This window comes from Robertmurraya dakarensis, from assembly GCF_900156875.1.
Lineage (GTDB): Bacteria > Bacillota > Bacilli > Bacillales > Cytobacillaceae > Robertmurraya > Robertmurraya dakarensis.
In genome coordinates this window covers 3,307,435-3,322,163 of the sequence record NZ_LT707409.1, presented here as the reverse complement: position 1 = coordinate 3,322,163, position 14,729 = coordinate 3,307,435, and the positions used below count along the sequence as shown (strand labels likewise).

Annotated in this window: 6 protein-coding genes and 2 pseudogenes; 7 read left to right on the top strand and 1 reads right to left on the bottom strand. The window is 37.4% G+C overall.

Features of this window, described 5'->3' with window-relative positions:
* The first annotated feature begins 58 nt into the window (after positions 1 to 58).
* The 4 genes and pseudogenes from CZ487_RS24625 to CZ487_RS24610 all read left to right on the top strand — a co-directional run bounded on the left by CZ487_RS24625 (position 59) and on the right by CZ487_RS24610 (position 9,088).
* Entirely contained in the window at positions 59 to 6,835 is a 6,777-nt protein-coding gene (locus CZ487_RS24625) for a hypothetical protein (RefSeq protein WP_077215000.1), read from the top strand.
* 129 nt (positions 6,836 to 6,964) lie between these two features.
* Positions 6,965 to 7,735, top strand: coding sequence for a hypothetical protein (locus tag CZ487_RS24620; RefSeq protein ID WP_139339615.1), 771 nt, complete (start codon positions 6,965 to 6,967; stop codon positions 7,733 to 7,735).
* 487 nt (positions 7,736 to 8,222) lie between these two features.
* A pseudogene (locus CZ487_RS27825) lies at positions 8,223 to 8,711 on the top strand (JAB domain-containing protein).
* 77 nt (positions 8,712 to 8,788) lie between these two features.
* Positions 8,789 to 9,088: a hypothetical protein gene (locus tag CZ487_RS24610; protein ID WP_077214998.1), complete on the top strand. Its 300-nt coding sequence runs from the start codon at positions 8,789 to 8,791 to the stop codon at positions 9,086 to 9,088.
* 192 nt (positions 9,089 to 9,280) lie between these two features.
* Here the strand turns inward: CZ487_RS24610 and istB are convergent.
* Positions 9,281 to 9,953 (bottom strand): annotated as a pseudogene (gene istB, locus CZ487_RS28240) (IS21-like element helper ATPase IstB); the annotation flags it as partial.
* A gap of 614 nt (positions 9,954 to 10,567) precedes the next feature.
* On the opposite strand from istB, the gene CZ487_RS24600 reads away from it, so the two are divergent.
* The 3 genes from CZ487_RS24600 to CZ487_RS24595 all read left to right on the top strand — a co-directional run.
* Entirely contained in the window at positions 10,568 to 12,745 is a 2,178-nt protein-coding gene (locus CZ487_RS24600; RefSeq protein WP_077214997.1) for a leucine-rich repeat domain-containing protein, read from the top strand.
* 674 nt (positions 12,746 to 13,419) lie between these two features.
* On the top strand, positions 13,420 to 13,578 hold the full coding sequence (locus CZ487_RS26830; RefSeq protein ID WP_154676063.1) for a hypothetical protein: 159 nt from the start codon (positions 13,420 to 13,422) through the stop codon (positions 13,576 to 13,578).
* A 652-nt stretch (positions 13,579 to 14,230) separates the two neighbouring features.
* Positions 14,231 to 14,729, top strand: a 499-nt coding sequence (locus CZ487_RS24595; RefSeq protein WP_077214996.1) for a transposase, incomplete at its 3' end; no start/stop codon positions are given.

The following is a 14,729-nucleotide window of genomic DNA, read 5'->3' as shown; positions in this document are numbered from 1 at the left end:
CGGCTATTCTTTAAAATAAAAAATGAACTAGTGTAATATAATTAGGAGGAATAATGAAATGAAAAAGTCTCCCGTAAAATTACTTTCTGCAGCAGCTTTTGCAGCTCTACTTGCTGTACCAGTTGCATCTGTATCTGCTGATGAAGTAGCACAACTAGAACAAGGTTTCTATTTTGGTGGAGAAGCAAATGCATACATGTCACTTGCAGATTATGTACTTCAACCAGAAAAAGTAAATGAACTTTTAAATAAAGCTGGCCTTGATAAAGTATATGTGTATCTTGGACAAGATACTTTTGGAACTATGGAAGATCTTATTATTAATGAAACAGGTTTTGTAAGTTATACACCTGGTGATATCCCTGTAGGAACTTATCAAAATGTCGATGAAAATGGAAAATCACCAGAAGTTGGTGGGGAAACACCTGCTGAATTTGAAGTAATCGATATCAGTGCAGTCGACGAGACAAGTGTTGACGTATCATTTCCCAGTAACTCCGGCGTGGAAGAGGCTGATTTAACAGGTAAAGTAATTACTCTAACTGCCGGTGATCAGACTTTAACTCTTACATATAGTGAGGGAAGCCTATCAGATAACAAGGTGACTTTTATTTTGCCTGAAAATAGTTCTTTAGTAGCAAATACTGAATACACAGTTACATCCGAAGATCTGGTAATTCAGGAAGGACAAACTGTTACTTTAGAAGCACCTACACTTGAGGTTTCTGAAGTAAGTGCGATTAACGCTACAAGTGTTACTGTTACATTACCTGAAGCTCTAACTGAAGTACCAACAGCAGAAGACTTTATCGTAACTGTTGGCGAAGAAACAATCGCAGTTTCAAATGTTGAAGTAGCTGAAGATGGTGTTACAGTAACATTAACTGTTGATTTAGCAGAAAAAGCTGGTGTATTAACAGTTAACGGTACTGCAGCAGCTGAAGAAGTAAACTTTGTAACTCCTGCAGAAGTAGTAGCAGCAGCAGAAGCAATCGCAGCTTATGAAGAAGCAACAATTTCTACATATGCTGATGTTGCAGTTGTCGTAGAATTAGAAGTAGCAGCACAAACAGCAGTAGACGCAGTAGCTGATGAAACTGTTAAGACTGAATTACAAGCTCAATTAGATGCTCAAACAGCAATCTTTGATGAGCAATTAACTGGCGTTGTTGAATCAGTAACAACAGCTGCAACAGCAGGTTCTACAATCCAAACAAAAGCAGCATTAGATGCATTTGGATTTGAATATGAAACTATTACTATCGCAGATTTAGCAGTAGATAAATTACAAGCAGTAACAACTGTTCAAGAAATCCAAGCTTACTTCTCTGAAGCACAATTTGTTGAATTAGTAGAAGCTGCTGTAAACTTGGGTGTAACAGCTGACCTTACCACTGTAGACGATTCAAAATTATATACTGCTCTTGAATTCGGTGTTGAAAAAGGTTTATTAACAGGAGTAAACTTTGATAAATACTTCACTACTTATGTAGCAACAATTCAAGGTTTTGCAACAGCTGACGCTGCAAAATTAACTGCAACTGGTATCCAATCAAACGTAATTGATAAAGCTCAAGAAGCTACTGTTACTAATGCTGTTGATGCGGTGAAAACTCTTACTGCAGATTCTAATGATACAGTAATTACACAAGCAGAAGAAAAAGTAGCTGTAGTTGACGTAGATTCAGTGTTCGCTGATGGTGAAGCAGATTTAACAGTGGCTGGAGTAACAATTGAAGTTAAAGGTCAAAATGTTAAAGAAGCTTTAACTGCGATTGTAGAAGATATTAAATCAGCTAAGTTAGTTTACACTGTAATTACTGCAAGCACACCAATTAATCAAGCGAAATTAAATACTGCTCTACAAGAAGCGGGTGTAGAACGTGCTTATGAAGATTATATTGTTAAATATGCTACAGAATTAGAAGGTTTAACTACAACAGCAGATTCCTTATCTGAAATTCAAGGGCTTATTGATGGTGTAAATGATGATATTGCTGAAGATTTAGTGAATGATGCAGTAGCAAACTTAACGCCTGAAAACATTACTGCAGCAGAAACAGCAATCAATCGTTTAGCACCAGATGTTGAAGGTTCACGCAATAAAGTAGCAACATTAACTGCGCAATTAAAAGCAGCAGAAGAAGCAACAGCTAACTTAGCAGCAGCAGAAGCAGCAGTGGATGCATTAACAAATGAAGATGATTCAGCACTAGCAGAAGGTGTAGGTCAAGCTGAGATTGATGCAGCCGCAAAATTAGTAGAAGCATTACCAGGAACTACAGAAGTTACTGACCCACCTGCAGACGATTTCAATGCAGATAAAGCAGCATTAGAAGCTGATTTAGCAGCAGCACAAGTTCTTCAAGATGGAGTTAACTTAGCAGCAGCAGAAGCAGCAGTGGATGCATTAACAAATGAAGATGATTCAGCACTAGCAGAAGGTGTAGGTCAAGCTGAGATTGATGCAGCCGCAAAATTAGTAGAAGCATTACCAGGAACTACAGAAGTTACTGACCCACCTGCAGACGATTTCAATGCAGATAAAGCAGCATTAGAAGCTGATTTAGCAGCAGCACAAGTTCTTCAAGATGGAGTTAACTTAGCAGCAGCAGAAGCAGCAGTGGATGCATTAACAAATGAAGATGATTCAGCACTAGCAGAAGGTGTAGGTCAAGCTGAGATTGATGCAGCCGCAAAATTAGTAGAAGCATTACCAGGAACTACAGAAGTTACTGACCCACCTGCAGACGATTTCAATGCAGATAAAGCAGCATTAGAAGCTGATTTAGCAGCAGCACAAGTTCTTCAAGATGGAGTTAACTTAGCAGCAGCAGAAGCAGCAGTGGATGCATTAACAAATGAAGATGATTCAGCACTAGCAGAAGGTGTAGGTCAAGCTGAGATTGATGCAGCCGCAAAATTAGTAGAAGCATTACCAGGAACTACAGAAGTTACTGACCCACCTGCAGACGATTTCAATGCAGATAAAGCAGCATTAGAAGCTGATTTAGCAGCAGCACAAGTTCTTCAAGATGGAGTTAACTTAGCAGCAGCAGAAGCAGCAGTGGATGCATTAACAAATGAAGATGATTCAGCACTAGCAGAAGGTGTAGGTCAAGCTGAGATTGATGCAGCCGCAAAATTAGTAGAAGCATTACCAGGAACTACAGAAGTTACTGACCCACCTGCAGACGATTTCAATGCAGATAAAGCAGCATTAGAAGCTGATTTAGCAGCAGCACAAGTTCTTCAAGATGGAGTTAACTTAGCAGCAGCAGAAGCAGCAGTGGATGCATTAACAAATGAAGATGATTCAGCACTAGCAGAAGGTGTAGGTCAAGCTGAGATTGATGCAGCCGCAAAATTAGTAGAAGCATTACCAGGAACTACAGAAGTTACTGACCCACCTGCAGACGATTTCAATGCAGATAAAGCAGCATTAGAAGCTGATTTAGCAGCAGCACAAGTTCTTCAAGATGGAGTTAACTTAGCAGCAGCAGAAGCAGCAGTGGATGCATTAACAAATGAAGATGATTCAGCACTAGCAGAAGGTGTAGGTCAAGCTGAGATTGATGCAGCCGCAAAATTAGTAGAAGCATTACCAGGAACTACAGAAGTTACTGACCCACCTGCAGACGATTTCAATGCAGATAAAGCAGCATTAGAAGCTGATTTAGCAGCAGCACAAGTTCTTCAAGATGGAGTTAACTTAGCAGCAGCAGAAGCAGCAGTGGATGCATTAACAAATGAAGATGATTCAGCACTAGCAGAAGGTGTAGGTCAAGCTGAGATTGATGCAGCCGCAAAATTAGTAGAAGCATTACCAGGAACTACAGAAGTTACTGACCCACCTGCAGACGATTTCAATGCAGATAAAGCAGCATTAGAAGCTGATTTAGCAGCAGCACAAGTTCTTCAAGATGGAGTTAACTTAGCAGCAGCAGAAGCAGCAGTGGATGCATTAACAAATGAAGATGATTCAGCACTAGCAGAAGGTGTAGGTCAAGCTGAGATTGATGCAGCCGCAAAATTAGTAGAAGCATTACCAGGAACTACAGAAGTTACTGACCCACCTGCAGACGATTTCAATGCAGATAAAGCAGCATTAGAAGCTGATTTAGCAGCAGCACAAGTTCTTCAAGATGGAGTTAACTTAGCAGCAGCAGAAGCAGCAGTGGATGCATTAACAAATGAAGATGATTCAGCACTAGCAGAAGGTGTAGGTCAAGCTGAGATTGATGCAGCCGCAAAATTAGTAGAAGCATTACCAGGAACTACAGAAGTTACTGACCCACCTGCAGACGATTTCAATGCAGATAAAGCAGCATTAGAAGCTGATTTAGCAGCAGCACAAGTTCTTCAAGATGGAGTTAACTTAGCAGCAGCAGAAGCAGCAGTGGATGCATTAACAAATGAAGATGATTCAGCACTAGCAGAAGGTGTAGGTCAAGCTGAGATTGATGCAGCCGCAAAATTAGTAGAAGCATTACCAGGAACTACAGAAGTTACTGACCCACCTGCAGACGATTTCAATGCAGATAAAGCAGCATTAGAAGCTGATTTAGCAGCAGCACAAGTTCTTCAAGATGGAGTTAACTTAGCAGCAGCAGAAGCAGCAGTGGATGCATTAACAAATGAAGATGATTCAGCACTAGCAGAAGGTGTAGGTCAAGCTGAGATTGATGCAGCCGCAAAATTAGTAGAAGCATTACCAGGAACTACAGAAGTTACTGACCCACCTGCAGACGATTTCAATGCAGATAAAGCAGCATTAGAAGCTGATTTAGCAGCAGCACAAGTTCTTCAAGATGGAGTTAACTTAGCAGCAGCAGAAGCAGCAGTGGATGCATTAACAAATGAAGATGATTCAGCACTAGCAGAAGGTGTAGGTCAAGCTGAGATTGATGCAGCCGCAAAATTAGTAGAAGCATTACCAGGAACTACAGAAGTTACTGACCCACCTGCAGACGATTTCAATGCAGATAAAGCAGCATTAGAAGCTGATTTAGCAGCAGCACAAGTTCTTCAAGATGGAGTTAACTTAGCAGCAGCAGAAGCAGCAGTGGATGCATTAACAAATGAAGATGATTCAGCACTAGCAGAAGGTGTAGGTCAAGCTGAGATTGATGCAGCCGCAAAATTAGTAGAAGCATTACCAGGAACTACAGAAGTTACTGACCCACCTGCAGACGATTTCAATGCAGATAAAGCAGCATTAGAAGCTGATTTAGCAGCAGCACAAGTTCTTCAAGATGGAGTTAACTTAGCAGCAGCAGAAGCAGCAGTGGATGCATTAACAAATGAAGATGATTCAGCACTAGCAGAAGGTGTAGGTCAAGCTGAGATTGATGCAGCCGCAAAATTAGTAGAAGCATTACCAGGAACTACAGAAGTTACTGACCCACCTGCAGACGATTTCAATGCAGATAAAGCAGCATTAGAAGCTGATTTAGCAGCAGCACAAGTTCTTCAAGATGGAGTTAACTTAGCAGCAGCAGAAGCAGCAGTGGATGCATTAACAAATGAAGATGATTCAGCACTAGCAGAAGGTGTAGGTCAAGCTGAGATTGATGCAGCCGCAAAATTAGTAGAAGCATTACCAGGAACTACAGAAGTTACTGACCCACCTGCAGACGATTTCAATGCAGATAAAGCAGCATTAGAAGCTGATTTAGCAGCAGCACAAGTTCTTCAAGATGGAGTTAACTTAGCAGCAGCAGAAGCAGCAGTGGATGCATTAACAAATGAAGATGATTCAGCACTAGCAGAAGGTGTAGGTCAAGCTGAGATTGATGCAGCCGCAAAATTAGTAGAAGCATTACCAGGAACTACAGAAGTTACTGACCCACCTGCAGACGATTTCAATGCAGATAAAGCAGCATTAGAAGCTGATTTAGCAGCAGCACAAGTTCTTCAAGATGGAGTTAACTTAGCAGCAGCAGAAGCAGCAGTGGATGCATTAACAAATGAAGATGATTCAGCACTAGCAGAAGGTGTAGGTCAAGCTGAGATTGATGCAGCCGCAAAATTAGTAGAAGCATTACCAGGAACTACAGAAGTTACTGACCCACCTGCAGACGATTTCAATGCAGATAAAGCAGCATTAGAAGCTGATTTAGCAGCAGCACAAGTTCTTCAAGATGGAGTTAACTTAGCAGCAGCAGAAGCAGCAGTGGATGCATTAACAAATGAAGATGATTCAGCACTGGCAGAAGGTGTAGGTCAAGCTGAGATTGATGCAGCCGCAAAATTAGTAGAAGCATTACCAGGAACTACAGAAGTTACTGACCCACCTGCAGACGATTTCAATGCAGATAAAGCAGCATTAGAAGCTGATTTAGCAGCAGCACAAGAATTACTTGACGTTGTTACTATTAACGCAGCAATCGGTGAAGGTGATGTAATAGCATTACAAGAAATCATTGTTGCTTTAGACAATGTAGATTTCTCTAGTTTATCAAGTGCTCAACGTTCTGAATTAGGTGCTTACATTATTCTACAAGCAACTACAGACGAAACGGTATTTAGTAGTACAACAACATTTGATGAAGCAGTTTCAACATATGTAGGTACTTATACTACTAATATTGCAGCATTCAACACTAAAGCTAATGTAGATATTGCGTCAGATGCAACAGCAGCTGAAATTACTACAGCTAAAAATGAAATTATTACTGCAATCACTGATTTAACTGGCACTGAATATTTAGCTGGATTAACATCTGTTCAAAAGCTTGATTTAGCGGAAGCTATCTTAGACGCTAAGCCAGAAGCAGGTTATGCAGTTAAAACAATTGCTCAAGTAAAAGCAATCGTTGAAGCTAACAAATAATCTATTAGTTTTATAAATTAGTATCTTAATAAGGTATAATAGGACAACCCTTTTCCTCACTAGAGGGAAGGGGTTTTCTTTTAAATAATAATGAATCATTTATATTCTAAAAATGAAAGGATTAGAACTATGCATACAGTTGCTCACACATCAGAGATAGAACAGTTAAAGTTAGATGCAGGTAATATAAATGTGATATTAACATTGACACCATATCAGTCTATTGAATCTAAATATACTGCTTTTAATAAAGAAATTAAGCAACTAGAAGCTTCTAAAAATGTCTTAGAGTCGGAGTTAGTTGAAATCGAACAACAGGTAAAAACTGCATTTACTGATGGTGGAGATTTATATTGGGAATGTATCATCCGTATTCAAAATTTGAAGACAAAATGGAAGTTTATAGAGAAGAAAAAGCCAGCTGTTACTCCTGATATCTCATATCCTTTATCAATTGAATATATGGATGATGCATTGCTACAACTGCGTTTTGATGCATTTTTTAATATTGGGAGAGCCGCTAGAAACTGGATTAAAGAGCAGTTACAAATGAAAGGTATTACTCAATTTAATTCTGAAGAAGAATTAATGCAGCATTCGAAAGAAATGCTAGAAATATACAAAGATATTTGGGAGCAATGCTTGGTTCCAACAAATGAAGAACAATGGTTAAAATCACTAACAAGGCTAGGTTTTGATAATAGTTTAATTGATGGACAAAAGTTATACCAGTTATATACTCATTTTGATAAATCTAATGTCTACACGTTAAATCAGCTTCAAATTCAGCTGCGAAAAATGATTGAAAAATATGATTTAATTAAAGCAAATGCTTTAGGTATTTTATCGATAAATCCATTCATGAAATCTATTGCTCCTTCATTAGCGTTATCTTCATAAACAAACCAAACCATATTGGATAAATATTTACAAATTAGAACTCGTTTCTCCAAGGAAAAGTAGAGCAAAATAGGGCGAGATGAGCTTAGAAATAAGTCTATTTCGCCTTTTTAAAAGAAATTCAGTCTTAATCAGAAGATAAAAAGGGATTGTGATGAAATAAAGAAATAACCTACTAGATGAATTAATTTTAAAAATTGCCTTTTGTAAGGTGAGTTCCTTAGCGAATCACTGTTACTACAGTGATTCGTATTGAGAATGAAATATGAGGGGGTAGAAATACTATTTCTATAATGGAAACCTATGTGTATTAGTCTATTAGTCTTTTGAGATTAAAATCACTCAACTTAAATGGAATAAAATTTAAAATAAATATATATTATAATAACGAGAACATATATTTTATATCAGCCCTAATTCCTTTCGTGGAGTTAGGGCTATTTCTATTTAGGGAGGAAAAATGATGAATCAATATGTAAGAAAGCCAATGAAGCAATTAGAACTACTTGAAGAAGGAGTAGAAAAGAAGAAGCAACATGCCAAACGAGTGAACGTTGTAAGCCTAAAGCTAGTAAAAGAATCTAGCATTTTATACAAGGAGCGAAGAATCAGTTCCCCAGAAGATGCTTACAAACTCTTAAAAGATTTTCTAGTAGAATCAGACAGGGAACGATTTGTAGTTGTCTGCTTGGATACGAAAAATTAACCAACTGCCATTAACATCTGCCATGTGGGTAGCCTAAACGCTAGTATAGTACATCCAAGAGAAGTGATGAAGGTAGCTGTTATATCTAATGCAGCATCCATTCTTGTCGGACATAATCATCCCTCCCAGGACCCAACGCCAAGTAGAGAAGATTGCGAAGTCACTAAGCGACTTGTTGAGGCGGGTAAGATTATCGGGATTGATGTTCTTGACCATTTGATTGTATGCGATGAAAAATATGTGTCCCTTAAAGAAAAAGGATATGTTTGACAAAGGATGTAAAAGAACTAGAATAGCTAAATTGATGAATATAAAAAAATTAAAAGAATAGCAGAGGAGAATGAATTATGCCAACATACCATAAAATCACGATTAACGGAAGTGTCTTCTTTAGAGAGTTTGATACAACAAGGGGTTACTATGAAAATGAAATGCTGACTGAGGACGAGCTAATACAACAGCTAATGGAGGAAGTGGTGGAAGCAGAGGTAGAAATTGATGAAGGTGAGATTGAAAGAGCTATAAATTGTATTTCTAGCCCATTTCAACGGAAGATGGTCCAAAACTATATCAATTATCTTGAAGCTGTCCTGAGTCCTTTGAGTAAGCTCACGACATTTCTTTATAGAAACTTACGACATTTCTAAATACTAAAAAGTAAAGTAAAGCAAAACCCAATAATATCATAAGATACTGACTATTTTATTTAAATAAAACCCACGCCATTATTATAGAACTGTCGTGAGACGCTATGTTAGGAACATTTTCTAAAGGAGGTGTGTAACCGTCAAGTAGAATTAAACAGTTTTCCGCAAATAATTTTAAGCAGTTTTCCACAATTAAGATTCAACAGTTTGATCTTCAAAAATTGTTTTTCTGTATTTCATTCTAATGCTGTCGGCTTCACTATCGAATGTAAGAATCTCGCTACGATGGAGAAGCCGATCTAGAATGGCTGCCGTTAGGGTGGGGTCACCTAAAAACTTGCCCCAATCGCTTGGTCCTTTATTTGATGTTAAAATAAATGCTGATTTATCATATAAATCATAAATAAATTGAAAAAACATATTGGCTTCCACTGGCTCATAGGTCATATACATAACATCATCGATGATTACTAAGTCTGAATTTATTATTCTTTTATATCGTTTTTTGATTTATTGATATATTCCCTAGTCTTTAAGATATATATAAGCTGATTCATGGATACAAATGATACTTTATAGCCTCTTTCTACTGCATGAATGCCTAATGCAATTGATAAATGCGTTTTTCCAGCTCCAGTTGGCCCCATCATTATGAGTGTGAAACACCCTTCTATCCAATTTAACTCTTTTAGGACGTTTAGTTGCTTTTCTCCAATGGCAGTCTGTTCACTAAGGTTATAACTTTCGAATGTCAATTTCTCCGGGAAGTCCGCCCATTTCATTAATCTTTCTTTATTCTTTCTCTCTCGATAATTCATTTATGACTCAAAACCTCATATATGAATTCATGATAAGTCCAGCCCTTCTAGTTGAGCAATCTTTTGTCCAGTCTGCGGAGCCCGACTTCCTAAGTGTAATTTTTTCACATCATTCACTCCAATCCATGTACTGTAATGGATTGTTTAATTTTTGGTCGACTAAAAAATGAATTAGTAAGACTGAACTTTTGCTAATGTGCCGGCATTGGAACTGATTCACTCTATTGAACAGGACTTTCTCAATTTCTATGAAGCAAGTGGTAGTGAAAAGGGGTTGCTGACATGCTAACATGCTAATAAGCTAGCAGAGAAATATACGGAAGAATTGAAACATGAATAAAATTGATTTGAAAGTAAAAATGTACCTAGCTGTTTGTGATGGAGAGAATGTGGTGAGTGTTACGAAGGAATAAAAGAGTATGTGGCTCTTTAGGGAATTTCTCTGTAGGGCATTTTTTATTTGGGTTGCCCCCTTCAATTTAAACAGATGTTACATAGTTGCAGGTAAAAAGTGATTATTTGGGCTGTTAACTCGCTTTTAATTGTGTCATTGACTCTTTTGGCATACGGAGAATTGAAGGGAAAATTTAACTGTGTTAACATGGGAGATATATACATAACTAGTACTTTAGCATTATGAAACGGGAGGCGAGAATCGATAATGAAAAATGGGAATTGGCTAAAGTCTTTACTTTCATTACTTCTTGTAATATCAGTTTTTACACCGATCCAAGCCTATGCGTTCTTTGATAGTGACGCTGAGCTGGAACTGAAACAAAGAGGGATTAAGGTGGATTATTGGAATAACCTCAGTGGGAACGATACTTGGGAAGTGCATTTTATTCCAGAAGATACTCGTGTTTTTTTTGACTTTATTAATGATTTTATTCCTATTGTTGGTCCTATGATGAAGAATGCTTACTATGCGGAAAGTCCTTGGGAGGTTGTTGTGGAGAATGGGAAAGAAGGAATCTATGAGGCAGGTAGTTTAATAATAGGTGGAAAGTTTTTTGAAGGTGTAGAAGCCATTCGGAAAATAAATGACGTTAAATCAAACATAGAGACAGTAGAGAAGATGATTAAGACCTTTACACCGTCAGAACAGTATCCAGACAGCTACGCTATTGAAGCGATAAAAATATTAAACTATGGTCTCATTGCAGAAGAAGGCGGGACTGTTTCGACAGATGATTGGATTATTCTAAACATCCCTTATATGGATGGAATTTTTAATGACGGAGATAAGTTTACATGGATGGAAAATGGAAAACAACTCAATGAAAATATTCAAAGGTTTGATACATACTTAAATATTATTAATGGAGAAAATTTATCATTACTTGACGGTCCAGTCATTCCAATTATTAAAACCGATAATTCTTATGGATATGGTAAAGCAACTGAAAAGGACTTGGAGCAAATTCTTTTTGACATTTATCAAATCTTGAAAGGACAAGATCCGGTATATTTTAAATACTATTCGCCATTTTTAGTAAGCACTTATTATGCAGCAAAAGCAGGATTTGAAGAAAATATTAAAAGAAGTATGGAAGAACTAGAAGAAATAGAGAAGGAATTAAAAGGGGAATATCCCATGGAACCATTTCGATGGGAATCGAGAAGGAATGTCGACCCTAATCATGACTGGACGATCACCTTCAATGCTATTTTAGATGAATCTACCATTAATACGAATAATATTTTTATTATGCACGAGGATAAAAACGTAGACGGGATTACTGTTCATCGAAATACAGATAGGGAGTCTGTTACAATTAAAGCCCCAGCAGATGGTTTTAAACATGGTGACACATATGTTCTACATATTAATGATTCAATTCAGTCGGCTGATGGCAATACGTTAACACAACCCATCGTCATGGAATTTACAATCAAAGAAGATAATGAACCGGAACCTGTAAATGATATTGTAATTTTTGAAGATAAGTATCTTGAGAAATCGGTTAAACACACCCTTGAGATAGAGAATAATACACCGGTAACGAAAGAAAAAATCACAGAGCTCACGAAATTATTGGGCTACGGTACAGGTCCAGATGAAAATATTAAAAGTTTGAGTGGATTAGAATATGCAATAAATTTAGAGGTTTTAGAGCTAAGGAAAGACAGCATTTCCGATCTCACCCCATTAAGCAATTTGACAAATTTGGTGCGAGTCAACTTTCAAAATAGTAACATATCAGATGTTTCTCCTCTTTCTGGACTTCCAAATCTTAAACATATTAGTATCGATGGTAATAATGTTTCCACACTTAGTAGCCTACAAGAACTACCAAACTTGGAGTCTTTAAGCTTTGCCTACAATGAAATTAGTAGTCTTCACGGGATTGCTGCTTTTCCTAATTTGGAAAATTTAAATTTGGATGGGAATGATTTGAGTGTTATTAATGAAATAGGTCATTTTACAAACCTGGATGTGTTAAATTTAAATCAAAATAAAATAACCGATATAGAGCCACTATCGTCATTAACATCTCTCGTATATTTGCATCTAGATGATAATAGAGTCCAAGATTTAACACCGTTAAGTAATTTGACTGAGTTGAACACTTTATCATTAGAAAAAAATCAGATTACGGATATCAGCCCGCTGAAAAATCACACTTATATTCGGGAGCTTTATTTTGATTATAATAATGTTTCCACTATTGACGTAGTGAGTCAACTAACCAACCTTAGAACAATTAGATTCAGTTTCAATAATGTTTCCGATTTGTCTCCATTGGAAAATCTTAAGAACCTGCAAATTATTTATGCTGATTATAATCCGCTGTCACCAGAATCACTAGAATTGCTGGAAGAAGTAAGATCCAAATAAAAATGAAATCTCTACATTTTCATATTCTTTAATTGATCACCATATACGTGTGGTGAAAGATGTTCAGTCATCTTTAAGAAATCATGAAAAAGCACTAATAGTTTGATCAGATTAATTTAATTATGAATCTATTTTAGGCCCTAATTCCTTTCAGGGAGTTAAGGGCTATTTTTATTTTAGGAGAAGAAATTATGAACCAATATGTAAGGAAGCCAATGAAGCAATTAGAACTACTTGAAGAAGGAGTGGAAATGAAGAAGCAGCCTGATAAAGTGTAAACATTGTTAGCTTAAGAATGGTGAAAGAATCTAGCATGCTTTATAAGGATAGAAGAATTATATCCCCAGAAGATGGATATGCGAGAATGGTCAAATTAGCGACTATTCTCATCACCGTATAACAAATTTAAACATTAGGTACCTATATCCCTATTAGTTAACCCATATACCTTCGATAATAGTCCGAATTTTTAGTAAATATTATTTAAATTCGTTTTCCCTTATTTTATAATTAGTGTGGGGAAATAAGTAAGAAACTACTGCTGATGGATCGCTGTGTGCGGCGAAAGCCGCCTGCATGGTGAAGTCTCGTTATAAATCCGAAAAAAGAAGGTATAAGACGAGAATAGTATAAATGCCAAAAATCTAAATGCAAAAATAGGTGTGGCAACTACAGTGTTGAATGAAGTGACTGTAGGTACAGAAGTAGGACAGGTAGCTCAAGCAGATAGAGATGCGTTAGCAGCAGCTATAACGACTGCTGAAGGTGTCTATGATGATAGGGAAAATAAAACACAAGCCCAAATAGACAATGCCACCACAGCATATATCTAGCGAGTGCCAGGTATCTCTCATGATGTAACAACTAGAGTAGAAATCTCAAGAAAAATTATTGGTAATTTAGAAGGTTAGAATTTATCTTTGTAAACCATATATGCTTTGGGTCCTAAAAAAACAGGTTGTAGGATACGACATCTGTCATTTGCATTCTAGTCTTTTCCTAGATATGTACATTTTTACTATGATAGGTTAGTCAGTGGAATCGAATATTATGGTACTAAGAAGACATTTCTCAGTCACTTGGTTTCTTCCGATTAGATGAAACAGTAAAAGAACAAAGTGCATATGCGATCATACGAATTTACTCTTTCCCTATTTAAAACAAAGGGGCTGTCCAAAAAGTCAGGTAACTGACCTTTGACAGCCCTTTATTTTTTAGTAGTTGGTTAAACGGAGTTGTTGATTTCCACTCCAGGCACTTCGCTTTCCGCGGGCGGTACGGGGAGCCTCCTCGGCGCTAAGCGCCTGTGGGGTCTCCCCTGCCCCGTCGTCCCGCAGGAGTCTTCGTGCCTTCCGTTCCAATCAACCTATATTTAATCTTTTTTGGCTTATAAATCCATCTAATTATAAAAAAGCACACAAAAAAATCGCCCTATTTAGTAAAATGTAAGTGACCAAACCAACATTTTAGAAAGGACGATTTTTTATGTGTAATCCAAAGACTACTACTGCAGATTATAACACTCAAATGATTCTTCTTCCAGAGGTTGATGAGAAATCGCCTCCTAAAAGACAATTAGCTCCTACGTTTAAACCCTATGACAACCGTCAAATTCAATCCATTTTTGATATTGAAACACTTATTCAAGAGAATCATGTGGCTCGTGTAGTGGATGAAATGGTCGAAGCTGTTCCAAACGATCGGTTATTCTCTCATTATAAAGGTGGAGGACGAAGTTCTTTTCATCCCAAAATGATGCTTAAGATCATTCTGTTCGCGTATTCTCAGAAGGTTTACTCTTGCCGAGGAATAGAAACATTGATTAAAGAAAACATACCAGCTATGTGGTTAGCTGCGATGCACCAACCTGATTTTCGTACTATTAATGAGTTCCGTGGAGAACGGATGAAAGTCTTGATGGACGAATTATTTGAAGCCATGATAATAAAGTTGATTGAAGATAAATACATCACACTCGAAAACT

Coding starts and splice junctions, on each gene's coding strand:
- CZ487_RS24600 (WP_077214997.1), top strand. CDS start 10,568: ATGAAAAATGGGAATTGGCTAAAGTCTTTACTTTCATTACTTCTTGTA.
- CZ487_RS24620 (WP_139339615.1), top strand. CDS start 6,965: ATGCATACAGTTGCTCACACATCAGAGATAGAACAGTTAAAGTTAGAT.
- CZ487_RS24625 (WP_077215000.1), top strand. CDS start 59: ATGAAAAAGTCTCCCGTAAAATTACTTTCTGCAGCAGCTTTTGCAGCT.
- CZ487_RS24610 (WP_077214998.1), top strand. CDS start 8,789: ATGCCAACATACCATAAAATCACGATTAACGGAAGTGTCTTCTTTAGA.